The following is a 23,897-nucleotide window of genomic DNA, read 5'->3' on the forward strand; positions in this document are numbered from 1 at the left end:
ATTCCGGGCCGTGAACGAATCCGGGCCCCGCCGAACAGCATCGGCGGGGCCCGGATCAGCGGGGATCAGTCCTGGTACGCGTCGAGCGGCGGGCAGGAGCAGACGAGATTGCGGTCGCCGAACGCGCCATCGATGCGGCGCACGGCAGGCCAGATCTTCGGCCGGGCGTGTCCCACACCGCGCGGGTAGACGGCGGTTTCCCGGCTGTAGGGGTGGTCCCACTCGCCGACGAGGCAGGCCGCGGTGTGCGGTGCGCCGCGCAGCGGGTTGTCGGTGACGGGCCAGACGCCGGCGGCGACCTGGTCGATCTCGCCGCGGATGGCGATCATGGCGTCGATGAAGGCGTCGAGTTCCTCGAGGTTCTCGCTTTCGGTCGGCTCGACCATGAGCGTGCCTGCCACCGGGAAACTCATGGTCGGCGCGTGGAAACCGTAGTCCGCCAGGCGCTTTGCCACGTCGTCGACGGTGACACCGGTCTGCTTGGTGATCTCGCGCAGATCCAGGATGCACTCGTGGGCGACCATCCCGTTCTCGCCGGTGTAGAGCACCGGGAAGGAGGCGTCGAGACGGCGGGCGATGTAGTTGGCCGACGCGATGGCCGTCAGCGTGGCCGAGCGCAGGCCGTCGGCACCCATCATCCGGATGTAGGCCCAGGTGATCGGGAGAATCGAGGCCGAACCGTAGTTGGCGGCCGATACCGCGTGCGAACCGTTCTCGAGCGGATCACCCGGCAGGTACTGCGCCAGGTGCGAGCGCACCGCGACAGGGCCCACGCCCGGACCGCCACCACCGTGCGGGATGCAGAAGGTCTTGTGCAGGTTCAGGTGGCTCACGTCGCCGCCGAACCGGCCCGGACGGGCAAGTCCGACAAGGGCATTCAGGTTCGCACCGTCCACGTACACCTGACCGCCCGCGTCGTGCACCAGCGCGCACAGCTCGGCGACCTCGTGCTCGTACACGCCGTGGGTGGACGGGTAGGTGATCATGATGCAGGCCAGCCGCTCGGCGTGGTCGGCGATCTTGGCGCGCAGGTCGTCGAGGTCGATGTCGCCGTTCTCCCGGCACTTCACCACCTCGACCCGCATGCCCACCATGGCCGCCGAGGCGGCGTTGGTGCCGTGGGCGCTGGACGGGATCAGGCAGGTGTCGCGGTGGTCGTCGCCGCGGTCCAGGTGGTAGCGGCGGATCGCGAGCAGTCCCGCGTACTCGCCCTGGCTACCGGCGTTGGGCTGCAGGCTCACCGCGTCGTAGCCGGTGATCTCACACAGCCACTGCTCGAGGTCGGCCACGAGCTTGCGGATGCCGGGCGAGTCCTCGGTGGGCGCGAAGGGGTGCAGCCGGGCGAAACCGGGCCAGGTGATGGCCTCCATCTCGGCGGTCGCGTTGAGCTTCATGGTGCACGAACCGAGCGGGATCATGCTGCGGTCCAGGGCGATGTCCTTGTCCGAGAGCGAACGCAGGTAGCGCAGCATGGCGGTCTCGGTGTGGTGGCGGCTGAACGCCGGATGCGTCAGGTACTCCGAGGTACGGGTCTCGATGCCGACCGGTTCGGCGCCCGCGCCGGACTCGGGAGTCAGTGCGGTGCCGAAGGATTCGACGACGGCGGCGACGTGGGCTTCGGTGGTGGCCTCGTCACAGGCGATGGAGACGTGGTCGGCGTCGACCAGTCGCAGGTTGATCCCCTTCGACTTCGCCTTGGCCACAACGGCCTCCGCACCACCGGGCACGTGCGCGAGCACCGTGTCGAAGAACGCGCCGTGCACCACCGCACCGCCGAGACCGGTCGCGACGGCGGCGGCGTGCTCGTGCACCCGGCGCGCGATGGCCCGCAGCCCGTTGGCACCGTGGTAGCTCGCGTACATGGCGGCGACGATGGCCAGCAGCACCTGGGCGGTACAGATGTTGGAGGTGGCCTTCTCGCGGCGGATGTGCTGCTCACGGGTTTGCAGCGCCAGGCGGTAGGCCGGAGCGCCGTCGGCGTCGACCGACACACCGACCAGGCGGCCCGGCAGCTGACGGGCGAACGCGGTGCGCACGGCCAGGTACCCGGCGTGCGGGCCACCGAAGCCCATGGGGACACCGAAACGCTGGGTGGTCCCGAAGCACACGTCGGCGCCCTGTTCCCCGGGCGGGGTCACCAGGGTCATCGCCAGCAGGTCGGCACCGGCGGCGACCAGCGCGCCACGCTCGTGGGCGGCGGTGAACACCTCGGTCCAGTCGACGATGCGGCCCGACGCGCCGGGGGTCTGCACGATCACGCCGAAGAAGTCGCCCTCGGGCAGCACCCCGGTGGACAGGTCGGCCTCGACGAGTTCGATGCCCAACGGCTCGGCGCGGGTCCCGATGATGGTCTTGGTCTGCGGGAACAGGTCGGTGTCGAGCAGCAGCCGGTTCGACTTGGACTTGCCCGCGCGGCGCAGCAACGTCATCGCCTCGGCGGCGGCGGTCGCCTCGTCGAGCATCGAGGCGTTGGCCACGTCCATGCCGGTCAGGTCCGACACCATGGTCTGGAAGTTGAGCAGCGCCTCGAGCCTGCCCTGGCTGATCTCGGGCTGGTACGGGGTGTAGGCGGTGTACCAGGCGGGATTCTCGAGCAGGTTGCGCACCAGCACGGGCGGGGTGAGCGTGTCGTAGTAGCCGAGCCCGATCATCGAGGTGGCGACGGTGTTGGCCTGGGCCAGGCCGGCCAGCTCGGCGAGTACCTCGTGTTCGCTCGCGGGCGCGGGCAGCGCGGCGAGGCCGGACTCGTCGAGGATGGTGGCGGGCAACGCCGTGGTCGCGAGCGCGTCGACGGACTCGACGCCGATGGTCGCGAGGATCCGGGCGAGTTCGTCGGAATCGGGTCCGATGTGGCGGTCGGCGAACGAACGGGTCACGGCAGCTCCAGGTCGGGCGGGTCGGCCTCGTGGCCGACGGGTACCAGCCCTCCCCCTCTGTCTGTGCGCCTGAGAGATTCGGTAGCCGGTCGAGACCGTGCCCCTTTCCCCGTGGGCGGGCAGCCGGATGCCACCGCTTTCCAGAGGCGTCGAATCACCGCGCGGTCCCTGTTGCCTGAGAGATTGACGGGGAGGTGCTGCTCCTTCGGCGCCCGGACTCTTGCGATCCCAGGACTCTCCCGCACGACGGCGACGCACCTCCGAGTCTAGAGGCAGCAAACCCCCGGTCGCGCCACCAGGGGCCCGCCGGGGGTGTAGTGCTCGTCACTCCCCCACCGGGACGGGGAGACGTTTCGATCCTCCTGCGCGCAACCGGTGAATCCGGCGGCCCGCTGCGCGATCGTGTCGGCATGACTTCCTCCTCCACGTCCGCGATCACAGATTCCGAGCTCGATGCCGTCTTCGCCCCGATCTTCGACCGGATCGCCGCCGGTGCGGTGGCCAGGGAGGTCGACCGGCGATTGCCGTTCGACGAGGTCACCTGGCTGAAGGAGGCACGGTTCGGTGCGCTGCGGGTACCGGTCGAGTTCGGCGGCTACGGTGCGAGCGTGCGTCAGCTGTTCCGGCTGCTCATCGACCTGGCGGCCGCCGAGTCGAACCTGCCGCAGGCGCTGCGGGTGCACTGGTCGTTCGTGGAGGATCAGCGTCTTGCCGAGCCCGGCCCGCAGCGGGAGCGGTGGCTGCGGGCGGTGGCCGCAGGGACGCTGGTCGGTAATGCGATCACCGAACCCGGGGTGGGCGCCGTCGACCGGTATCGCACCCGGCTGACCGAGGACGGTGACCGGCTGCTCCTGAACGGGGTGAAGTACTACAGCACCGGTTCGCTGTTCGCCGATCACATCCTGGTCGCCGCCGATCGTGACGGTGAGCGCCTCGGTGTGCTGGTCGACGCGAACGCCGAGGGGGTGGTGCAGCACGACGACTGGGACGGTTTCGGACAGCGGCTCACCGCCAGCGGCACCACCGAGTTCACCGATGTCGTGGTGGCGCCCGATCGCGTCCTCGGGCCCGGCTACGGTGTCGCGGGCCCCACGTACGGCACCGCCTACTTGCAGTTGGTGCAGCTCGCGGTGCTCGCCGGGATCGCCGCTCGCGCCGAGCGCGACGCCAGGGAATGGGTGAGCGCGCGCACCCGCACCTACACGCACGCCTCGGCGGATCTGCCGCGCGAGGACCCCCTCGTCCAGCAGGTGATCGGCAAATTGTCGGCGGCGGCGTTCACCGCGCGCGCGACCGTGCTGGCCGTCGCCGACATCCTCGACCGGGTCCTCGACGCCGGGGCGAAGGACCACGGTGACCTCGCCGCCGCCGAATTGGCCGCCGCGCAAGCACAACTCGGGGTGATCGATATCGTCCTGGCCGCCACGACCCAGCTGTTCGAGCTCGGTGGCGCATCCATCGTGTCCGAACAGCTGCGCCTGGACCGGCACTGGCGCAATGCGCGCACCGTCTCCGTGCACAATCCGGCGATCTTCAAAGCCCGCGCGGTCGGTGACCACCTGCTCAACGGCACCGAGTTGCCGTTCGGTTGGAGCGCGGGCGAGCGCCGCACGGAGGTGACGCGATGAGCAGGCCGATCCGCTTCAACGCGTTCGACATGAACTGCGTGGCCCACCAGTCACCGGGACTGTGGCGTCATCCGCTCGACCGGTCCCACCGCTACACCGATATCGGGTACTGGACCGAGCTGGCGAAACTCCTGGAACGCGGGCGGTTCGACGGCATCTTCATCGCCGATGTCCTCGGCACCTACGACGTGTACGGCGGCGACGACACCGCCGCGCTGCGCCAGGGGGCGCAGACACCCGTCGCCGATCCGCTGCTGCTGGTGTCGGCGATGGCAGCGGTGACCGAGCATCTGGGCTTCGGCATCACCACCGGCACCGGGTTCGAGCATCCGTTTCCGTTCGCGCGCCGCATGTCGACCCTCGACCACCTCACGCGCGGGCGCCTCGGCTGGAATGTGGTGACGGGCTATCTGCCTTCGGCGGCAAGGAATTTCGGTGACGCCGATCAGCTCGATCACGACGAACGCTACGACCGGGCCGACGAGTACCTCGAGGTGCTCTACAAGCTCTGGGAGGGCTCGTGGGAGGACGGCGCGGTGATCCGCGATGCCGATCGCGGCGTCTACACCGACCCGGCGAAGGTGCACCACATCGGTCATTACGGCAAGCACTACACCGTGCCCGGAATTCACGTGTCGGAGCCGTCACCACAGCGCACGCCGGTGATCTATCAGGCGGGCGCCTCACCGCGCGGGGTACAGTTCGCGGCCGAGAACGCCGAGGCGATCTTTATCGCAGGTCCCTCCAAACGCGTGCTGGCCCAGACCGTTTCGCGAGTTCGCGACGCGTTGGAGGCGGCGGGACGTGGGCGGTACGAGGCCAGAATCTACGCGCTGGCCACCATCATCACCGACGAGACGGACGAGGCGGCACGGGCCAAACACGAGGAATACCTGTCCTACGCGAGCGTCGAGGGCGGGCTGGTGTTCATGTCGGGCTGGATGGGAATCGACCTGTCGCGATACGACCTCGACGACCCGATCGGTGAGGTGCACAGCAACGCCATCCAGTCCGCGGTGGCGGCATTCCAGGAATTCGACGACGACGGCCGCGAATGGACGGTGCGCGACATCGGGCGCTGGGCAGGCATCGGCGGCATGGGGCCGGTGTTCACCGGTTCCGGCGAAACGGTCGCCGACCTGCTGCAGGAGTGGGTCGCCGACACCGATCTCGACGGGTTCAACCTCGCCTACGCCATCACCCCCGGCACGTTCGAGGACATCGTGAACCATGTCGTTCCGGTGCTGACCGAACGCGGTGTGTACCGCACCGAATACGAGCCGGGGACCTTGCGCAACGCCCTCTTCGGGGCCGGTGATCGGCTACCCGCCCACCATCGTGGTGCCGGATATCGCGTCGGTGGTCCGCGGTCCACCGTGCTGCCGCACGCGGTGTCACGGCCGGGGTCGGTGAACGAACCGGCGGGCGCGTAGGAATGAATTCGCGCTGATCGCAACACTCTTCATCGGGTGCAGGTCAGCGCAGTATTCCGGTATGACATCGCAGACTCCCGCTTCCCGCTCCACTCGTTCGGCCGCGGTAATCGGCGCCGGCCAAACCGGCGTCACTGCGGCGCTAGGACTACTCGACGCCGGTTTCACCGTCACCCTCTACAGCGACCGAGATCAACGCGCACTGCGCGACGACGTGCCCGCCACCGGCACCGCCCTCGAATTCGGCGAAACCCAGCAGGCCGAAGCCGCGCTCGGGCTCGACAGCTACACCGGCCGCGCACCACGCCACACCGGACTCAGTGTCCGCATCGCCGGACCGGAGAACGCCGAACTGATCGCGTTCGACGGCACCTTCGACGGGTATGTCGGGGTCGCGGTCGACACCCGGCTCAAGGCCGACGAACGACTCACCGCCTTCCGGGCACGCGGCGGCGAGTTCGTCGTCGACAACGTCACCCCGCGGTCACTGGACGCGATCGCCGCCGCCAACGACCTCACCTTGGTCGCCACCGGTCGCGGCGGATTGTCCGACCTCTTCCCGATCGACACCACCCGCACCGTCTACGACAAGCCGCAACGCTCGCTGCTCACCGTCACCGTGACCGGCCTCGGCTACGACTCCGGTGTGTTCGCGCACCGCGGCCCGGCCGGCGGCGCGCACAGCCTGTTCTCCATCCTGGCCGAACAGGGCGAAGCGTGGTGGGGCCCGTACCTGCACAAGGATGTGGGTCCGAGCTGGGCCTTCCTCGGCTGGGCGCGTCCGGGTAGCGACTGGGAGTCCCGATTCGCCGCGGCCGATTCCGCCGAGTCGGCGTTGCGCATCGTGAAGGACCTCTACCGCGATTACATCGACTGGGATCTGCCGGAGGTCCAGGCCACCCAGGTGATCGCCGAAGACCCGCACTCCTGGCTCAAGGGCGCGGTACGGCCGGTCGTGCGGGCGGGTGTGGGACGCACCGAGGGCGGCCACCCGGTCGCCGCCCTGGGCGATACCGCGGTCGCCTACGACCCGGTCGCCGGGCAGGGCGCCCAGAGCGGGCTGATCCAGGCACAGCGCCTGGTCGCGGCCGCCGCGGTGCACGACGGGCCCTTCGACGAGCAGTGGATCGGCGAGCAGTACGCCGCGTTCCTGGCCGCCCGCAGCGATGCCGCCGCCAAGGTGACCCGGCTGTTCCTCAGCGACCCCGAGTTCGCCGACATCGGCGGCCAGTTCTTCGCCACCGCCGCCGTCGACCCGCGCTTCGCCTCGGCGCTGGTCGGGCTGCTGCACCGGCCGCAGCCGTTCCTCACCATCGACACCCCCGAGGACGCCGCCGCCTACATCACCCAGGTCACCGGTGTGGACGCGGGCGAGTTGCTGGCGAAGTTCGCACCGGCGGGCCGCTTCGCACGGTCGACGTTCGCACCGGTCGCCGTCGGATAGCGACAGCCAACCCACTCCCGCACCAACCTCTGGAGCAGCTATGACAACCGAGCGGATCACCGATCAGATCCAGTTCGCCTACTGGGTGCCGAATGTGAGCGGTGGCCTCGTCACCAGCGATATCGAACAGCGCACCAGCTGGGATTACGAGTACAACAAGAAGCTCGCGCAGACCGCCGAACGCAACGGCTTCGACTACGCCCTCTCGCAGGTGCGCTACACCGCCTCCTACGGTGCCGAATTCCAGCACGAATCCACGTCGTTCAGCCTGGCGCTGTTGCTGGCCACCGAACGGCTGAAGGTGATCGCCGCCATTCATCCCGGGCTGTGGCATCCGGCGGTGCTCGCGAAATTCGGCGCGACCGCCGATCACCTCTCGAACGGCCGGTTCGCGATCAATGTGGTGTCGGGCTGGTTCGCGGGCGAATTCCAGGCGCTCGGCGAGCCGTGGCTCGAGCACGACGAACGGTATCGGCGCAGCGGCGAATTCCTCGAGGTGATCCGCAAGATCTGGACCGAGGACGAGGTGAACTACGGCGGCGACTTCTACCGCATCCGCGATTTCACCTTGAAGCCGAAACCGCTGAACACCCCGGAGCGGCCCAATCCCGAACTGTTCCAGGGCGGCAATTCGACGGCTGCCCGGCGCAACGGCGGCCGCTACGCCGACTGGTATTTCTCCAACGGCAAGGACTTCGACGGTGTCACCGAACAGCTCGACGACCTGCGAGCCGTCGCCCGGGAGAACGACCGCGAGGTGAAATTCGGGCTCAACGGGTTCATCATCGCCCGCGACACCGAGAAGGAAGCGCGCGATACGTTGCGCGAGATCATCGAGAAGGCGAACAAGCCCGCGGTCGAGGGTTTCCGCGACGCGGTGCAGCAGGCGGGTGCGTCCACCAGCGACCGCAAGGGTATGTGGGCGGATTCGTCGTTCGAGGATCTCGTGCAGTACAACGACGGATTCCGCACGCAGCTGATCGGCACACCCGAGCAGGTGGCCGAGCGGATCGTCGCCTATCGCGATCTCGGGGTCGACCTGATTCTCGGCGGATTCCTGCATTTCCAGGAGGACATCGAGTACTTCGGGGCCAAGGTGCTCCCGTTGGTTCGTGAACTCGAGGCGGCCCGGGTTCCCGCGACGGTGGTCGGCTGATGACCGCGGCCACCGCCCAGCTCATCACCTCCGCCGACCAGGCCGTGACCGTCGCGACCGAACTCGCCCGCGAGTTCGCGCCCGGCGCCGCCGCCCGTGATCGCGACCGCGATTTGCCCTACGCGCAGCTGGATCGGCTGGCGTCCTCGGGTCTGCTCGCGATCACGGTTCCCGCCGAATTCGGTGGGGCCGATCTGGCGCCGAGCGTGGTCACGGAAGTGGTGCGGCTGCTGGCGGTGGCCGATCCGAACATCGCACAGATCCCACACAGTCATTTCGTCTATCTGAATCTGCTACGGCTGGCCGGTACCGACGAACAACGACGCGAATACTTCGGAGCGGTGCTCGACGGTGCGCGCATCGCCAATGCCCAATCCGAACGCGGTGGCCGGACCATCACCGACATCTCGACCACGCTGCGTCCGGTGGACGACGAATTCCGGATCGACGGCACGAAATACTATTGCACCGGCTCGTTGTTCGCGGATCTGCTCGCCGTGCTGACCCGGCTCGACGACCCGGACGCGCGCAGCGGCCTGCCCGCAGGCGAATACATCGCCTACCTACCTGCCCGAACACCGGGCGTCCGGATCGTGGACGACTGGAACGGCCTCGGTCAGCGCACGACCGGCAGCGGCACCGTCGAGTTGGACGGTGTGCGGGTGCGAGCCGAGCAGCTCGTTCCCCGGGCGCAAGCCCTCGCCGGACCCACCGCCTACGGCGCGTACGCCCAGCTCTTGCACGCCGCGATAGACACGGGTATCGCACGCGGAGCTCTCACCGCCGCAACGGAATTCGTGCGCGAACATGCCCGGCCATGGTTCGAGGCCGGTGTCGACCGTGCCATCGACGACCCGCTGCTGATCCAGCGATTCGGCGAGTTGGTGGTGACGGTGGCAACGGCCGAAGCGACCTTGACCGCTGCGGCGACCGCCGTCGATTCGGCGATCCGCGCCCCGCTCTCCGGCACCGACGAACAGACCGCGGCCGGTCAGGCGTCCCTCGCCGTCGCGACGGCCAAGATCGTCGCCGACCGCGCTGCCGTGGACGTGTCGAGCGCCCTGTTCGAGGTGAGCGGAACCCGCAGTGCCGCAGCGGATCTCAACCTGCACCATTTCTGGCGCAATGCGCGGACGCACACTCTGCACGACCCGGTCCGCTGGAAATACCACCACCTCGGCCGCGCCCTACTCCACGACAGCCGGCCCCCTGCCCACGGCACCTTTTGACCCGCTCGACCGACGATGCCGAGCCCATCGTCGTTGCGCCGCACCGACGTCCAACGGCCGATGACACCCAACGCGTGGCGGCTACGTGGACTTGCGCCGGAACAGATCAGCGAGGTCGTCCGCTCGATCCGGACCGCAGGGGCCGCCCATCGGCGCGCTCGAACGACGCGCGGACATGCCCAGGGGCGGGCGGGCGACCGCTATCCGTCGCGCGCTTGCCGGGCGATCATCGACACCAGCTCCGAGACGAGTTCCTCGGCGGTGACACCCCATTTCTCCTCGCCGAGGTGACCGTTGACCTCCATGTCCGTGATCCCGTGCACGCTGGTCAGCAGCAGCGCGCCGATGCGGCGGACGTGCTCGGTGCCCACGACATCGCCGACGATGGTGAGGAATTCCTCCTGGGTCCGGTCGGCGGCGCGGACCGCCGCGGCGATCACGCCGGGGTCGCCCAGCGGGGCGGCGAACATGAGCCGGTAGGTGTGGGGGCGGCGGCGGCCGATCGTCATCAGCGCCAGCATGGCCCGGCGCAGCCTGTCGGCAGGGTCCGATCCGGTGTCGACGCGCACCTCGTGAGCCAGGTCGGCCAGCTGGTCGAGGGCCTCGGTCGCCACGACCGTCAGCAGGCTGTCCTTGTCGGGAAAGTGCCGGTAGGGCGCACCCCGGCTGACACCCGCGCGAGCACCGACCTCTCGAAGGGTCACGGCACCGGGACCCCCGCTGTCGAGCAGATCGGCGGCGGCATCGAGCAGGGAACGACGCGTCACAGCGGCGGACTCGAGGCGGCTGACCATGCCATCACTATACAGTTGACACTGTCACCTCGAATCCCTACGGTTGCTCAGATGACAACGTCACCTGAAAATCGGATCGGTACCCAGGGCTGCGTCGTGGTGACGGGAGCCTCGACCGGAATCGGCGCGGCGACCGCTCGCGAGCTGGCGCACCGCGGATTTCTCGTGCTCGCCGGCGTCCGCCGCGATCGAGACGCCGATGCCTTGCGAGCCCCGGGCATCGAGCCGGTCATCCTCGACATCACCGATCCCGACCACATATCGGCGCTGGCCACCCGCGTCGACTCTCAGACGACGCCGTTGCGGGCGGTGGTGAACAACGCAGGCATCTCGGTCAACGCCCCGGTCGAGGCCCTTCCGCTGAACGAGTGGCGCACGCTGTTCGAGGTCAATCTATTCGGCCATGTCGCGGTCACCCAGGCGCTGTTGCCCGCGCTGCTGCGGGAGTCCGGGCGGGTGATCAACATCAGTTCGGTCGGCGGGAAGATCGCCATGGCGACCTTCGGCCCCTACGCGGGAACAAAGTTCGCCCTGGAGGCGGTCAGTGACGCACTGCGCCGCGAACTCGCGCCGCTGGGGGTGGCGGTGGTGGTCGTCGAGCCGGGTGGCGTCCACACGGAAATGGGTGAGCGTGGCATCGCCACCACGACCCGCCTGGCCGAGGCCATGTCGCCGGATCACCGGGATCGCTACGGCCAGTTGGTCCAGGCAGTCGTGGCGCTCACCGCCGCGGGCACCACTGGCGGATCCACCGCCGAGCAGGCGGCCCGGGTCGTCGCCGAGGCGGTCACCGCCAGGCGCCCAAGCACCCGCTACACCGTCGGCCGCGACGCCGCCATGATCACTCGCCTGTCGCGGGTCCTCTCCGACCGGATGCTCGACCGTGTCGCAGCGGCGACCCTGCGTCGCCACCACCCGAAGGCCGCCGCATGAATCCCTGATCGACGGGAACGGTCGGCCTCCCGGCAGCTGCCATGACCCGCGCCCTGCTCATCGCCGGTCTTCACGAACCGGTTTCCGAGGACGAGGAAAAGCGCTGGCGCACAGCGTCATTCCCTCCGCAGTAGCGCCGGGGGTACTGTGCGCGATCGCGCTAACCCGTCTTGCGGTTTTCCCTGGCCTTGCGCCGGTAGGACAGTTCGTCCTCCGGGCGGTCGGTGATGGCGGTGGCTCGTTCGGCGGGGAAGTCCGCGATGGCGCCGGTCAGTTCCCGCATGGCGCCGCTGACCGCGATTCCGAAGACGCCCTGCCCGCCCTGCAGTAAATCGACGACTTCCTCGGGTGAGGTGCATTCGTACACCGAGGTGCCGTCGGAGAACAGGGTGATCCCGGCCAGATCGCCCACGCCACGACTACGCAGGTGATCGACGGCGATCCGGATGTTCTGTAAAGAGATGCCCGCGTCCAGCAGGCGCTTCACGATCTTGAGGACAAGGATGTCCTTGAACGAGTACAGCCGCTGGCTCCCCGATCCCGCCGCGCCCCGGATCGACGGAACGACCAACCCGGTCCGCGCCCAGTAGTCGAGCTGACGGTAGGTGATTCCCGCGACCTGACACGCGCTCGGCACCCGGTAACCGACCAGATCATCCGGAACCGAGTCGTCCGGGAACAAGCCAGGCTGCACTACATCCTGCGTTTGCTCTTCCACTGACCGCTCCTTGCTCTGCCGACGTTCTCGAGTACCGGAGTCACGACGGATGTTGCCCGACTTTCGAGGTTACTCCTGTCATTGTCGGACCCATACGGTCATCGGACCAAGCACCGTGAGCGGCGATTCCCTCGACCTCTACTTCAGGGTCAGAAAATAGTCCGGCCCTAGCTGTCGGTCGCCTTGAAATCGTCGGGGGACACCGAGTCGAGGAACTCCTTGAACTTCTCGACCTCGTCCTCGCGCTCGTCGGGCATCACCAGCCCGGCCTCGGCGAGCACCGGCTCCTCGGCGAAGATCGGGCATCCCACGCGCAACGCGATGGCTACCGAGTCCGACGGTCTGGCCGAGACCCGCAGGTCGCCGTCGAAGACCAGATCGGCGTAGAAGGTGCCCTCCTGCAGATCGACGATCCGCACTTCCTTGAGGGTGTGTCCGAGTTCGGTGATGAGAATCTTGATCAGATCGTGGGTGAGCGGACGGATGGGGGTGACCCCTTCCTGCTCGAGCACGATCGCGGTGGCCTCGGCCTGCCCGATCCAGATCGGCAGATACCGCTCGCCCGCCGCCTCCCGCAGCAGCAGCACGGGCTGGTTCTGTGGCTGCTCGACACGGATGCCGATAACGCGCATCTCACTCATGCTGTTACACCTCGCATGCTCGGGCGGCCTCCGTGGTTACGCTCCGCTGCCGCCTCCGGCCGCTGACCTCTCATGCGTAGTCCTGCCTCCCATACTCGCCGCCGACGGCACGACCGCTGCCCCGCCCGGTATCACGAGTCTAGGCGAATCCGGCCACCCGGCGCTCGCGCGCGTCAGCTACCCAACGCGTTGCGCACTGCGGCTTTCACCAGTGCCGCATGCAGGTTCAGTGACAACGCCGCCAATTCGCGAACTGTTTCCTCGGCGCGGGCCCGCGCGTCGGCGTCGCGGCTCTTCGCGATCGGTGCGGCGATCTGGGCGACCAGTGCCGCCTCCCGGTCGGCGGCCAGCTTGAACGCGCGCAGATGCCGTGCCTCCAAACCGAATTCGGCCATCGCCTTGGCCGCGCGCGCCAGCGTCACGGCGTCGGCCTCGAAGAATCCACCCGCCCCGGGGACGATGAGTCCGGCCCGGAGCAGGTCGTCGAGGAAACGCTCCTCGATGCCCGCCTTGGCGAGCAGATCAGCGCGGGTGAGCCGCACCGCGACATCGAAACGTAATTCTTCGGGCGTGATCTCCCCCGGAACGACACCGAGGCGGCGCGGCGCGGCGGCGGGCGCGTCGTCCTCGGTGTACTCCTTGACGCCACGCAGGGAGTGCGCGCGAGCTCGCGCCTCACGCACACCCAACGTCGCAGCACCGCTGTCGATCGCTTCCAACTGCTCCTTGATCACCTTCAACGGCAGGTACTGATCGCGCTGTGCGGTGAGCACGAAACGCAGCCGTTCGTAGTCGGCCACCGAGAACCGCCGGTATCCCGACGGTGTCCGTTCCGGCCGGATCAGGCCCTCCGATTCGAGGAACCTGATCTTGGAGATGGTGATGTCGGGAAAATCTGGTCGCAGCAGGTCGAGCACGGAGCCGATCGACATCCCTCCGCGCGCCCACTGCGCCGCCCCGGTCACAGCACTGCGCCCTTCGCGAGCACCAGCACCGGACGGGTCATCGCGAACCCGCGCCCGTCGACGACTCGGTGGCCTGCGCGCGCGGCCCCGTCAGGAAGACCAGCCGGAACTTGCCGATCTGGACTTCGTCGCCGTTCTGCAGCTCCGAGGAGTCCACCGGCTCCCGGTTGACGTAGGTGCCGTTGAGGCTGCCCACATCCACCACCTGGAACGAGTCGTCGTCCTGCCGGAACTCGGCGTGCCGACGGCTGACGGTGACGTCGTCGAGAAAGATGTCACTGTCGGGGTGGCGACCGGCCGACGTGGTCGGCTGGTCGAGCAGAAAGCGCGAACCCGCGTTCGGGCCTCGCTTGACCACCAGGAGGGCGGCACCGACCGGCAGGCCCTCGACGCCCTGCACCGGCTGTTCGCCGGCCGGCTCTCCGGAGCGCGACGAATCGACCTCGTTGAGGAAATCCGCGCGGAAGACCGATGTCGTCTCGGCCGCGGTCTCCCCGTAACCCGGGTCCCTGTTCTCGCTCACCGTTTCTCTCCTCCTCGAACCTGATTATCCATGCAAGCAGGTGCTGTCTTCGGCATTGACCGTACCCTGCCGGGGCGTGCCCGTGCAGGGAGAACTGTGAAGGCTGCGTCAGCCCCCGATAACTCCTTGATAACCCGCCGCATCCAGCAGTTCGGCGAGCGCCGCGTCCAGGCTCGCCGCGTCGTCGAAGGCGAGCTCGAACAACCAGCCCGCCTCGTAGGGGTCGCTGTTGAGCGTCTCCGGGGCCTGGACCAGATCCTCGTTCACCGCAACGACTTTGCCGCTGAGCGGGGCGTAGATGTCGGACACGCTCTTGGTCGATTCGACCTCGGCGATGCTCTCGCCCGCCGTGACGTCGGCGTCGGCGTCGGGCAGTTGGACGAACACCACGTCACCGAGCTGTGACTGGGCGTAGTCGGTGATACCGACACGGACCGCTGTGGGGCTGGTCCGCCGCACCCATTCGTGCTCTTCGGTGTAGTGCAGATCCTCAGGGGTCCGGGTCACAGGACGTCCTTTCGTCGTGAACGTTGCACGCAACAGTAACGGCTAGCTCCCTCGGTGCGGCACAGGCGGTATCGATCGTGCGACCGCGACCGCCAGACCCGCGTAGAGCACCCCGGTCCACACGTACAGTGCGGTGCCCCAGATCAACAGTGCCCAACCGAAGGCCCAGCCGAAACCCGCGCCCACCCAGTCCATTTCCCCGGTGAGCAGCCACGGCAGACCCGACATCAGCGCGAAGGTCGCCGCTTTGCCCAGGTAGATCACTTCCGGCGCGGGCAGCTCACGCCGTTTGTACACCGACAGGGTCACGGTGAGAACAAGGTCGCGAGCGATCAAGATCACTGCCAGCCACCACGGAATCAGGTCGCGCAGGACGAAGGCGGCCAGTGTCGTCAGCAGATACAGGCGGTCGACGAACGGGTCGAGCAGGGCGCCGAGGCGCGAGGACTGATCGAGCAGTCTGGCCAGTTTGCCGTCGAGGAAATCGGTGAAGCCGCTGGCGATCAGCAGGGCGAAGGCCCAGCCGTCGGCGTGTTCGACCAGCATCAACCACAGGAAGACGGGGATGCCGATGAGGCGGAGCACGCTCAGGGCGTTGGGCACGGTCAGGATGCGGTCGCTGAACACGCCACCGCCGTCGGTGTCGCTCGTGCCAGGCGTTCCCGATTCGGTTGCCACGCCCCTGCTTACCGCACCGACCCCCCGACGCGCCATCCGGCCACGCCGAAACCCGCGCCCATTTCGCGGCCGGTGATCGGTCGTGGCGCTGTCCGGCCGCCGAAGCGCTAACCTCGACAGTCGTGTCCGACAGTGGTATCGATCTGCGCTCCTCCGTCTCCTCCGAGCAGGCCCGCGCCCGTGGCCGTGCCGCCGCCGCGAAGGTGCCGGTGACCGAGCGCGATCGCCCGGCCGAGAGCCCCGACCGACCGGGGGTGCTCGAGTTCGTCGAGGCCAGCAATCAGGGCAGGCTGGAACACCTGCTCCCGTTGCGCATCGGCAGGATGGCGGCCTCGCCGTTCAGCTTCTTCCGCGGCGCGGCGGGCCTGATGGCCGCCGATCTCGCGGCCGGTCCGGACAGCGGTCTGCCCGCCCAGATCTGTGGCGACGCGCACGCCGCCAACTTCGGCCTCTACGGCACCCAGCGCGGCGAGATCGTGATGGATATCAACGATTTCGACGAGACGATTCTCGGGCCGTGGGAATGGGATCTCGAACGCCTCGCCGCGAGCCTCGTCCTGGCCGGACGCGAGAGCGGTGCCGACGCCGACGACTGCCTGCGCGCGGCCCGCGACGCCGCGGCCTCCTATCGCCGGACCGTCGCCGGCCTCGCCGAGCTGCCGTTCCTGCAGTCCTGGACCGATCTGCACGACGAGTCGATTCTCACCAAGGCCAAGGCCCAGGACCTGCACGACGACTTCAAGAAGGCCGCCAAGAAGGCGCGCAAGAACACCAGCGCGAAAGTGGTCGCGAAACTCACCGAGCACATCGACGATCACGAGACCGGCATCCGCAAGCACTGCTTCATCAGCGATCCGCCGGTCCTCACCCCGGTCGACGAGCAGGTCCGCGAGGCGGTGATCGACGGGTTGGAACGCTACGCGGGCACCATCCGGGAGTCGCGGCGCACGCTGCTGTCGCGGTTCGCGGTCTCCGATGTCGCGTTCCGGGTCGTGGGCACCGGCAGCGTGGGGCTGCACAGTTACGTGGTGCTGCTGCACGGCAACGACGGCGAGTCGCTGGTGCTGCAGGCCAAACAGGCGAGACCGTCCGCGCTGGCGCCTTTCCTTCCGGCGACCACGCACCGGCACGAGGGTGAGCGCATCGTCGCCGGGGCGCGCAGCGTGCAGTCCGACACCGACATCCTGCTCGGCTGGACGACCATCGAGTTCGACACGCCGCTGCCGTTCATCGTGCGTCAGTTCCGCAACTTCAAGGGCGCCATCGACCCGGCCGGGTTGTCGGCCGACGACCTCGACGACTACGGCAGGCTGGCGGGTGCCCTGCTGGCGCGGGCGCACGCGCGCTCGCTCGATCCGCGCACGCTGGCCGGGTACCTGGACGGTGACGGTGCCGACGACGACCGCTTCGAGGAGGCCGTGGCACGCTTCGCGGTGCGCTATGCCGACCGTACCGAAGCCGATCACGCGCAGCTCGTCGCCGCCGTCGAGGCGGGCGAGCTCGCCGCCGAGCCCAGCTGAGCCGCGCGGCGCCGGCCGGGCACCGGCCGCATCTTGACCGGCATCGGCACGCCGGCGAGCTACGATGTACGCCAACGGTTCTCGGCTTGCGGCGCCACCGACCAAGAAGGGCGGACCTCCATGCTCGTGCGCGTGCAGAATGCGGCAGGCACCGATGCCGAGCGGGCTCTGATCAATTGGCTGCGCACCTGGAAGGACCCGTCGAGTCCGCACGGTGTCGCCACCATCAACTGCAGCCTGTTCCACAACGATCGGCTGCACCAGTTCGACGCGGTGGTGTGGACGCCGACCAGCTGTGTGGTGATCGAGGCCGAAACGTTCACCGCCACCCAGCACGGTGTCCTCGAGATCCCGCTCAACGGCCCGTGGATGGTCTCCGGCGAATTGGCGCAGTTCGCCGGTGGTGAGAAGTCGACGCCGCTGGAACGCTCCAGGGAGCACACCTTCGCGCTGCAGGACTACCTCGCCGCGCGTGGGCTCGGGCAGCGTGCGGTGCACGGTCTCGGCCTGATCGTGCCGCAGCCCGGCGCCGATATCGACATCCATCAGGGTTGGCACGACCCCAGTTTCGATGTGGTCGTCACCGACGATCCCTACCGGCTCGAGCAGTACTTCGAGGTGCTCGCCGAGAAGGAACACAACCGGTGGACGGCCAACGACATCGCCATCGCGTTCCGTGGCCTCGGCATCCTGCCGTACCTGCCCGCCCCGCAGGATCTGCTCAACGAGGGATTCCTGGGGCCGATCGATGTGACGCTGTGGCACGGTGGGCCCACCCAGGCCCAGGCCGAGGCCTACGCGGAGGAGCAGGCACGGCTCGAGCAGGAGGCGCAGTCGCGGCGCGGTCTCGTCGCACCCTGGTACAGCCCGTGGAAGCTGTATCCCCGGGTCGGTGGTGATCTCGATTTCGGGCGTGCGTTCCTGCGGATCACCCTCGCCGTCGGGATGATCATCGCGATCGTGTGGGTGCTGTGGTTCGTGGTCACCGCCGTGCTCACCTACGGGCCTGCCTGAACCGAACGCTATCGTCGGGGCCGTGATCCACCCCGGCCAGGCACTTCGCACTACCGTCCTCGCGGCCTGCGCGAGCGTCACCGCCCTGATCCCGCTGACGTTTCCGGCCGACGACGGGGCGACCGATATCGACCGGGCGATCGCCGAGCCGGTGCGGCGTTCGGTCTCCCCCGAGTGGGGCTCGATTCTGGTGTCGCCGAGCAACGGCGCGACCGTGCTGATCGGGTTGCTGGTGTTTTGCTGCTGGTTCCTGGTGCGGCGCCAGTGGTGGCGCGCGGCGACGATGCTCGTCGTCCCGGAGCTCGCGGTGACGATCAATACGTGGTTGTTGAAACCTTTGTGGGACAGGCAGTTACACGACTATCTCGCCTACCCGAGCGGCCACACCGTCCACTTGGTCGCAGTCGCAACGACATTCGTGTGTCTGGTGACGAGCGCCCGGGCGCGGCTCGTGGTCGTCGGGCTCACCGCGCTGATGCTCGTCCCGGTCACCCTGGGGATGATCGAGCGGGGCTACCACCACGCCACCGATGTCTTCGGTGGCGCGGCGGCAGCGGTCACCCTCGCCGTGGCGGGGGTGTGGGCCGTCAGCTGCGGTCGAAAACGCTGGCGTCGTGCAGCATCTCGGCCCGCAGCATCGACTCCGGCACCCCCATCGCCTCCACCAGCGTGAGAGCGTCGGGACGCAGCCGGTCGACGAGCTCGTTCACCCCGCGGCGAACCGCCTTGGCCCGTTCCACCGACATGAACCGGTGCATGATGTACCATGACAGGTTTTCCTCCAGCGAGGAATACACGTAGAGGTCACAGACGGTTTCGGCCAGTGCCCTGGCATCGGGATCCTCGATGGTGGCGATCCCGTCGACGAATTCCTCGAGCACCAGCCGGTCGATGTGGGCGGTGCCCGCGGCGAGGATGTGGTCCTGGGCGTTGTTGAACGCCTCGAAGGGACCGGTGTCCTCGGCGCGGGCCCGCAACCGGTGCGCGGCGGTGCGCAGCAGGTAGTCCTCACGGTCGGCGAACAACTGCAGCTGCACGTCGCGCTTGGACAGGTCGCCCTCGTCGACCGATTCGTCGTTGCGGTCGCGCAGTGTCTGAATGAGTTGGCGCACACCGGTATTGCGGCGGACCACGTCGCCTGCCATGGTCGCGGCGAAGCGCACCCAGCCGAGTGCGTCCAGGTCGCGGACCTCGTCGGCGTAGGCGGTGAGCAGCTCCTTGGCGACCAGCTGGGTGAGGACCACATTGTCGCCCTCGAAGGTGGTGAACACGTCGGTGTCGGCCTTGAGCGTCACGAGACGATTCTCGGTGAGATACCCGGCGCCGCCGCAGGCTTCGCGGCATTCCTGGATGGCGCGCGTGGCGTGCCGGGTCTGGGCGACTTTCAGACCCGCGGCGCGCTTCTCCAGCGAACGCTGCGCACCGGGCTCGATCTCGGCGCCACGCTGGACGAGGTCCATCCGGCGCACCAGGTCGTTTTGCGCGAAGGCCAGCGCGAACGACTTCGCGACCAGCGGCAGCAGCCTGCGCTGGTGGCTGCGGTAGTCCAGCAGCAGGGTTTCCGCCCCGGTGTCGGGGTCGGCGAACTGACGCCGGGCCAGGGCGTAGCGCACCGCGATGCTCAGCGCCACGCGTGCACCCGCCGCGGCGGCGCCACCGACGCTCACCCGTCCGCGCACCAGCGTGCCGAGCGTCGTGAAGAAGCGCCTGCTGGGGTTCTCGATCTCGGAGCTGTAGGTGCCGTCCGGCGCGACATCGGCGTAGCGGTTGAGCAGGTTCTCGCGCGGGATGCGCACGTTGTCGAACACGATGCGCCCGTTGTCGACACCGGGCAGACCACCCTTGCGGCCGTCGTCGGAGGTGGTCACACCGGGCAGGTCGGCGCCGTTCTCGTCGCGGATGGGCACCAGGAAGCAGTGCACGCCCTGGTTCTTGCCCTCGGTGACGAGCTGGGCGAACACCGCCGCCATCCGGGCGTGCTCGGCGGCGCCACCGATGTAGTCCTTGCGCGCCGACGGCGTCGGGGTGTCGACCACGAATTCCTGAGTGGCCGGGTCATAGGTGGCCGTGGTCTCGAGAACCGCGACATCGCTGCCGTGCCCGGACTCGGTCATCGCGAAACAGCCGAGCAGGTCGAGCGAGATCAGCCGCTTGATGTAGTCGCGGTGCCGCTCGGTGCCGAGGTTTTCCACGGCGCCGCCGAACAGGCCCCACTGGACGCCGGATTTCACCCACAGCGAGAGGTCGGCGTAGGCCAGCATCTCGAGACCGGTGACCGCGCCGCCCGGATCGCCGGTGCCACCGTTCTCGGGGCGGAACCCACGCTCGGGGTAACCCATCCCCGCGATCACCCGCATCTGCTCGAGCACTCGCGCGCGGGCGTCCTTCAGATCGAGGTCGGGATCGCCGGTGAAGCGGTCGTCCGCCAGCTGGGTGCGTGCCTGTTCCCTGACCGCGCGCCACGGTCCGTCCAGCGCTGCGCGGAGGTGTTCTGCCGTCGTCGATGTGCCGGTAGCCATGCCTTCGACCATAGCCCGGTCGGCGACGTACCGGCGGCGGCGAAACTCCCTCGCACACCCTCTTGTGGACTGATTGAACACTCGTTTAGTATATTGAACATGTGTTTAACCAACAGCCCGTTTCGCAAGGATCCCCCACCGACCTGAGCACGGCCGCGCGCATCCGTGACGCCGCGATCGACCTGTTCGGAGAGCAGGGATTCGGTGTCGGCGTGCGTGCCATCGCCACTGCCGCCGGGGTGTCACCGGGCTTGGTCAATCACCACTTCGGGTCCAAGGACGGCCTGCGCGCGGCGTGCGACGAACGAGTGATCGAGATCATCCGCGACGAGAAGTTGCGGGCCATCCGCGCCACCGGTCCGACCGGGATGCTCGACGCGTTGGCCGAGATCGAGATCTACGCGCCCTTGGTGGCCTACATGCTGCGCAGCTTCCAGGCCGGCGGACCGCTTGCCGAGTCGCTGCTCGAGCACATGATCGACGACGCCGTGCAGTACACCCAGACCGCCGTCGACGAAGGCCGCATCAAACCGAGCCACGATCCCGTGGCCCGTGCCCGCTATCTGGTGCTCTGCCATGTCGGAGCCATGAACCTCTATCTGCAGATGCGTAGTCAGCGCGAGGGAAAACTCGACTACCGCAAGGCGATTCGCGAGCTGTCCACCGAACTCACCTTCCCGGCCGTCGAGCTCTACACCCAGGGCATGCTGACCGACCCGTCTCTGCTCGACTCTCTCCTCGAGGAGTAGCAATGCCGTCCCCCACCCAGCAGGTCGTCGAAACCCACGACCTGCGCAAAACTTTCGGTCGCTTCACCGCTCTCGACGGGCTCGACCTACAGGTCGGGCCCGGTGAGATCCACGGGTTCCTCGGACCCAACGGTGCGGGCAAGTCCACCACCATCCGCATTCTGCTCGGCGTGCTCCGGGCAACCGGCGGTTCGGCGCAGTTGTTCGGCCGCGATCCGTGGGCCGACGCGGTGTCACTGCACGAGCGGATCGCTTATGTGCCAGGCGATGTCACGCTGTGGCCGTCGCTGTCGGGCGGGGAAACCATCGACCTGCTCGCCCGCATGCGCGGTGGCCTCGACCAGGCGCGCCGCGCCGAGCTGATCGAGCGCTTCGAACTCGACCCGACCAAGAAGGCACGCACCTATTCCAAGGGCAACCGGCAGAAGGTGGCGCTGGTGTCGGCCTTCTCCGCCGAGGCCGACCTGCTGATCCTCGACGAACCGACCTCGGGCCTGGATCCGTTGATGGAGCAGGTCTTTCAGGAATGTGTGCGGGACGCCGCCGCGCGCGGCGCGACGGTGCTGCTGTCGAGCCACATCCTCTCGGAAGTGGAGCACCTGTGCGACCGGGTGACCATCATCCGCGCGGGCCGAACAGTCGAATCCGGTTCGCTGCGCGAACTGCGTCACCTGAGCCGCACCGCGATCACAGCCGAATTGATCGGCGACCCAGGCGATCTGAGCACGCTACCCGGTGTCGACGACGTGGAACGTGACGGTTCGACCCTGCGCTGCCAGGTCGACGCCGACAATCTGGGCGCGCTCATCCGGGTACTCGGTGACGCGGGCGTCCGGAGCCTGACCAGCACTCCCCCGACGCTGGAAGACCTGTTCCTGCGCCACTACCACGTCGATCAGCCCGAGAAGGTGCGCGCATGAGCACGCTCACCGCCACCGGTCGCTTCACCGGAACATCGCGTGCCGCAGACGAGTTCACCGGCACCGGGCAGATGCTGCGGCTCGCGCTGCGCCGTGACCGGGTGGTCGCCCCGCTGTGGGCATTGCTGATCGGGCTGATGCCGGCGATCCAAGTGGTGTCGATCAAAGATCTCTACTCCACCCAGGAACAGCTCGACAGTTTCGCCACGACGACAGCCGCCAGCCCGGCTCTGGTCGCCATGTACGGTCCGGTGTTCAGTTCGGCCCTCGGGTCTATCGGCACCTGGAAGGCCGGGGCCATGTACGCGCTCATCGCGATCGCGGCCGTGCTCACCGTGATCCGGCATACCCGGGTCGAGGAGGAGACCGGGCGTGCGGAACTGGTCGGCGCGACGAGCATCGGCCGGTTCGCCGGCCTCACCGGCGCGCTCCTGCTCACCTACGGCGCGTCGGCGATCGCCGGAATCGCCTGTGCGGCTTCGCTGCTCGCGACAGATCTGCCCCTCGCCGGGTCGGTCGCGTTCGGTGCGGCACTGGCCGGGTCCGGTGTCGTCTGGGGCGCGGTGGCCGCGGTCGCCGCGCAGCTGAGCACGGGTGCCAGGATCGCGCGTGGCATCGCCCTGGGATCCCTGGGTGCGGCGTTCGCGGTGCGTGCCGTCGGTGACGCGGGAAACGGTGTGCTGTCGTGGTTTTCGCCGGTGGGCTGGTGCCTGCAGATCCGGCCCTTCGCTCAGGAACGGTGGTGGGTGCTCGTGCCGCTGCTCGTCCTCGGTGCCGGTGCGACACTGCTGGCCTACCAGCTGCTGCGCACCCGTGACCTCGGTGCGGGCCTGCTGGCCGACCGGCCGGGCCCGGCTACGGCCGGCACCTCGCTGTCGGGACCGTTCGGGCTGGCCTGGCGGCTGCAGCGTGGGTCGCTGCTGGCCTGGACGACCGGTTTCGCCCTCTACGGTCTGCTCATCGGTGGCGCGGTGACGGGCATCGGCGACATGCTCGACGGCAGCGAATCGCTGCGTGATGTAATCACCTCGCTCGGCGGTTCGGACGATCTGGAGAAGTCGTTCATCGCCTACGCGATCGCGATGCTCGCGGCCGCCGCGTCGGCCTACTCGGTGTCGGCCGCGCTGCGACTGCACGAGGAGGAGAACACCGGTCGCACCGAAAGCGTGCTGGCGGCCGCTGTCGGCCGGATCCGGTACGCGGGCAGCCATCTGCTGTTCGCCCTCGGCGGTCCGGCGGTGGGCCTGCTGGCCGCCGGGTTGGCGATCGGTGTGGTCTGGGGTGCGACCGGTGGCGACCCGGGAAGCAAGATCGGCCAGGCGCTCGCCGCGGCGGCCGTGCAACTGCCCGCCGTGTGGGTGGTCACCGCCGTCGCGGTGCTGCTCGTCGGCGCCCTGCCCCGGTTCGCGCCGCTGAGCTGGGGTGTGTTGAGCGCGATGGTCGTCGGGTTCTTGCTCGGCTCACTGGGCAGCTTCCCGCAGTGGGTGCTCGATCTGGTGCCGTTCGTGCATCCGCCGAAGCTGCCGGGCGCGGAGTTCACCGCCACCCCGATCGTCTGGTTGCTCGCGGTCGCGGGAACCGGCATCGCGGTGGGCTTGTTCGCCTACCGTCGCCGCGATCTGCGCTGAAAGGGACTGGGCCGGTGCGTGT

The 23,897-nt window shown here is 68.4% G+C and carries 21 protein-coding genes and 1 riboswitch; of the genes, 12 read left to right on the plus strand and 9 right to left on the minus strand.

Annotated elements, in window-relative coordinates; genetic code table 11:
- Positions 1–65: 65 nt before the first annotated feature.
- Positions 66–2,876, minus strand: coding sequence for an aminomethyl-transferring glycine dehydrogenase (gene gcvP, locus ACSVDM_RS13975; RefSeq protein WP_439265290.1), 2,811 nt, complete (start codon positions 2,874–2,876; stop codon positions 66–68).
- Positions 2,877–3,028: 152 nt separating this feature from the next.
- Positions 3,029–3,128: riboswitch (glycine riboswitch) on the minus strand.
- Between the two features lie 158 nt (positions 3,129–3,286).
- Between gcvP and ACSVDM_RS13980 the strand changes: the two genes are divergently transcribed.
- From ACSVDM_RS13980 to ACSVDM_RS14000, 5 genes are all read left to right on the plus strand, one after another.
- Positions 3,287–4,504, plus strand: a complete 1,218-nt coding sequence (locus ACSVDM_RS13980; RefSeq protein WP_439265292.1) for an acyl-CoA dehydrogenase family protein — start codon at positions 3,287–3,289, stop codon at positions 4,502–4,504.
- Positions 4,501–5,937, plus strand: coding sequence for an LLM class flavin-dependent oxidoreductase (locus ACSVDM_RS13985; RefSeq protein ID WP_439265294.1), 1,437 nt, complete (start codon positions 4,501–4,503; stop codon positions 5,935–5,937). The genes ACSVDM_RS13980 and ACSVDM_RS13985 overlap by 4 nt, the downstream gene beginning before the upstream one ends.
- 61 nt (positions 5,938–5,998) lie before the next feature.
- On the plus strand, positions 5,999–7,381 hold the full coding sequence (locus ACSVDM_RS13990) for a styrene monooxygenase/indole monooxygenase family protein (protein ID WP_439265296.1): 1,383 nt from the start codon (positions 5,999–6,001) through the stop codon (positions 7,379–7,381).
- A 40-nt stretch (positions 7,382–7,421) separates the two neighbouring features.
- Positions 7,422–8,537, plus strand: a complete 1,116-nt coding sequence (sfnG, locus tag ACSVDM_RS13995) for a dimethylsulfone monooxygenase SfnG (protein ID WP_181698871.1) — start codon at positions 7,422–7,424, stop codon at positions 8,535–8,537.
- Positions 8,537–9,766, plus strand: coding sequence for an SfnB family sulfur acquisition oxidoreductase (locus ACSVDM_RS14000; protein WP_439265298.1), 1,230 nt, complete (start codon positions 8,537–8,539; stop codon positions 9,764–9,766). The genes sfnG and ACSVDM_RS14000 overlap by 1 nt, the downstream gene beginning before the upstream one ends.
- 200 nt (positions 9,767–9,966) lie before the next feature.
- On the opposite strand, the gene ACSVDM_RS14005 is transcribed toward ACSVDM_RS14000, so the two are convergent.
- The gene (locus tag ACSVDM_RS14005; RefSeq protein ID WP_439265300.1) at positions 9,967–10,560 is read right to left on the minus strand and encodes a TetR/AcrR family transcriptional regulator; all 594 of its coding nucleotides are present in this window, start codon (positions 10,558–10,560) and stop codon (positions 9,967–9,969) included.
- A 51-nt stretch (positions 10,561–10,611) separates the two neighbouring features.
- Between ACSVDM_RS14005 and ACSVDM_RS14010 the strand changes: the two genes are divergently transcribed.
- Positions 10,612–11,493, plus strand: a complete 882-nt coding sequence (locus ACSVDM_RS14010; RefSeq protein ID WP_439265302.1) for an SDR family oxidoreductase — start codon at positions 10,612–10,614, stop codon at positions 11,491–11,493.
- Positions 11,494–11,653: 160 nt separating this feature from the next.
- On the opposite strand, the gene ACSVDM_RS14015 is transcribed toward ACSVDM_RS14010, so the two are convergent.
- The 6 genes from ACSVDM_RS14015 to ACSVDM_RS14040 form a co-directional block, all read right to left on the minus strand.
- Entirely contained in the window at positions 11,654–12,211 is a 558-nt protein-coding gene (locus tag ACSVDM_RS14015; protein WP_133734085.1) for a MerR family transcriptional regulator, read from the minus strand.
- Between the two features lie 167 nt (positions 12,212–12,378).
- Positions 12,379–12,852, minus strand: a complete 474-nt coding sequence (locus ACSVDM_RS14020; protein ID WP_067488679.1) for a bifunctional nuclease family protein — start codon at positions 12,850–12,852, stop codon at positions 12,379–12,381.
- Between the two features lie 173 nt (positions 12,853–13,025).
- Positions 13,026–13,784 carry a transcriptional regulator FtsR gene (gene ftsR, locus ACSVDM_RS14025; protein WP_439265304.1) on the minus strand — a complete coding sequence of 253 codons (759 nt, stop codon included), beginning with the start codon at positions 13,782–13,784 and terminating at the stop codon, positions 13,026–13,028.
- Between the two features lie 70 nt (positions 13,785–13,854).
- Entirely contained in the window at positions 13,855–14,340 is a 486-nt protein-coding gene (gene odhI / locus ACSVDM_RS14030) for an oxoglutarate dehydrogenase inhibitor Odhl (RefSeq protein WP_067488683.1), read from the minus strand.
- A gap of 108 nt (positions 14,341–14,448) precedes the next feature.
- Positions 14,449–14,847 carry a glycine cleavage system protein GcvH gene (gene gcvH / locus ACSVDM_RS14035; RefSeq protein ID WP_067488684.1) on the minus strand — a complete coding sequence of 133 codons (399 nt, stop codon included), beginning with the start codon at positions 14,845–14,847 and terminating at the stop codon, positions 14,449–14,451.
- Between the two features lie 42 nt (positions 14,848–14,889).
- Positions 14,890–15,525, minus strand: coding sequence for a CDP-alcohol phosphatidyltransferase family protein (locus ACSVDM_RS14040; protein ID WP_067638947.1), 636 nt, complete (start codon positions 15,523–15,525; stop codon positions 14,890–14,892).
- A gap of 122 nt (positions 15,526–15,647) precedes the next feature.
- On the opposite strand from ACSVDM_RS14040, the gene ACSVDM_RS14045 reads away from it, so the two are divergent.
- The 3 genes from ACSVDM_RS14045 (at position 15,648) to ACSVDM_RS14055 (ending at position 18,732) form a co-directional block, all read left to right on the plus strand.
- Positions 15,648–17,045 (plus strand): DUF2252 domain-containing protein, encoded by a 1,398-nt coding sequence (locus tag ACSVDM_RS14045; RefSeq protein ID WP_439265307.1) that lies wholly within the window; start codon positions 15,648–15,650, stop codon positions 17,043–17,045.
- A gap of 132 nt (positions 17,046–17,177) precedes the next feature.
- On the plus strand, positions 17,178–18,059 hold the full coding sequence (locus tag ACSVDM_RS14050; RefSeq protein WP_243749953.1) for a nuclease-related domain-containing protein: 882 nt from the start codon (positions 17,178–17,180) through the stop codon (positions 18,057–18,059).
- Positions 18,060–18,081: 22 nt separating this feature from the next.
- Entirely contained in the window at positions 18,082–18,732 is a 651-nt protein-coding gene (locus tag ACSVDM_RS14055; protein ID WP_439265309.1) for a phosphatase PAP2 family protein, read from the plus strand.
- Here the strand turns inward: ACSVDM_RS14055 and ACSVDM_RS14060 are convergent.
- Entirely contained in the window at positions 18,647–20,578 is a 1,932-nt protein-coding gene (locus ACSVDM_RS14060) for an acyl-CoA dehydrogenase family protein (RefSeq protein ID WP_439265311.1), read from the minus strand. The genes ACSVDM_RS14055 and ACSVDM_RS14060 overlap by 86 nt on opposite strands.
- A 101-nt stretch (positions 20,579–20,679) precedes the next feature.
- Here ACSVDM_RS14060 and ACSVDM_RS14065 point away from each other — a divergent pair, with 101 nt between their 5' ends.
- The 3 genes from ACSVDM_RS14065 to ACSVDM_RS14075 are packed head-to-tail and all read left to right on the plus strand — an operon-like array spanning position 20,680 to position 23,875.
- Positions 20,680–21,327, plus strand: coding sequence for a TetR/AcrR family transcriptional regulator (locus tag ACSVDM_RS14065; RefSeq protein ID WP_181698864.1), 648 nt, complete (start codon positions 20,680–20,682; stop codon positions 21,325–21,327).
- 2 nt (positions 21,328–21,329) lie between these two features.
- Positions 21,330–22,247, plus strand: coding sequence for an ABC transporter ATP-binding protein (locus ACSVDM_RS14070; RefSeq protein WP_439265313.1), 918 nt, complete (start codon positions 21,330–21,332; stop codon positions 22,245–22,247).
- Positions 22,244–23,875, plus strand: coding sequence for an ABC transporter permease (locus ACSVDM_RS14075; RefSeq protein WP_439265315.1), 1,632 nt, complete (start codon positions 22,244–22,246; stop codon positions 23,873–23,875). The genes ACSVDM_RS14070 and ACSVDM_RS14075 overlap by 4 nt, the downstream gene beginning before the upstream one ends.
- Positions 23,876–23,897 lie beyond the last annotated feature (22 nt).

It is taken from the genome of Nocardia sp. JW2 (assembly GCF_051843015.1).
GTDB classification, from domain to species: domain Bacteria; phylum Actinomycetota; class Actinomycetes; order Mycobacteriales; family Mycobacteriaceae; genus Nocardia; species Nocardia coubleae.

Bases quoted from the DNA above. Each gene is read 5' to 3' on its own strand.
- ACSVDM_RS13980 (WP_439265292.1), top strand. From the start codon at position 3,287: ATGACTTCCTCCTCCACGTCCGCGATCACAGATTCCGAGCTCGATGCC.
- ACSVDM_RS13985 (WP_439265294.1), top strand. From the start codon at position 4,501: ATGAGCAGGCCGATCCGCTTCAACGCGTTCGACATGAACTGCGTGGCC.
- ACSVDM_RS13990 (WP_439265296.1), top strand. From the start codon at position 5,999: ATGACATCGCAGACTCCCGCTTCCCGCTCCACTCGTTCGGCCGCGGTA.
- sfnG (WP_181698871.1), top strand. From the start codon at position 7,422: ATGACAACCGAGCGGATCACCGATCAGATCCAGTTCGCCTACTGGGTG.
- ACSVDM_RS14000 (WP_439265298.1), top strand. From the start codon at position 8,537: ATGACCGCGGCCACCGCCCAGCTCATCACCTCCGCCGACCAGGCCGTG.
- ACSVDM_RS14005 (WP_439265300.1), bottom strand. From the start codon at position 10,560: ATGGTCAGCCGCCTCGAGTCCGCCGCTGTGACGCGTCGTTCCCTGCTC.
- ACSVDM_RS14010 (WP_439265302.1), top strand. From the start codon at position 10,612: ATGACAACGTCACCTGAAAATCGGATCGGTACCCAGGGCTGCGTCGTG.
- ACSVDM_RS14020 (WP_067488679.1), bottom strand. From the start codon at position 12,852: ATGAGTGAGATGCGCGTTATCGGCATCCGTGTCGAGCAGCCACAGAAC.
- ftsR (WP_439265304.1), bottom strand. From the start codon at position 13,784: ATGTCGATCGGCTCCGTGCTCGACCTGCTGCGACCAGATTTTCCCGAC.
- ACSVDM_RS14060 (WP_439265311.1), bottom strand. From the start codon at position 20,578: ATGGCTACCGGCACATCGACGACGGCAGAACACCTCCGCGCAGCGCTG.
- ACSVDM_RS14070 (WP_439265313.1), top strand. From the start codon at position 21,330: ATGCCGTCCCCCACCCAGCAGGTCGTCGAAACCCACGACCTGCGCAAA.
- ACSVDM_RS14075 (WP_439265315.1), top strand. From the start codon at position 22,244: ATGAGCACGCTCACCGCCACCGGTCGCTTCACCGGAACATCGCGTGCC.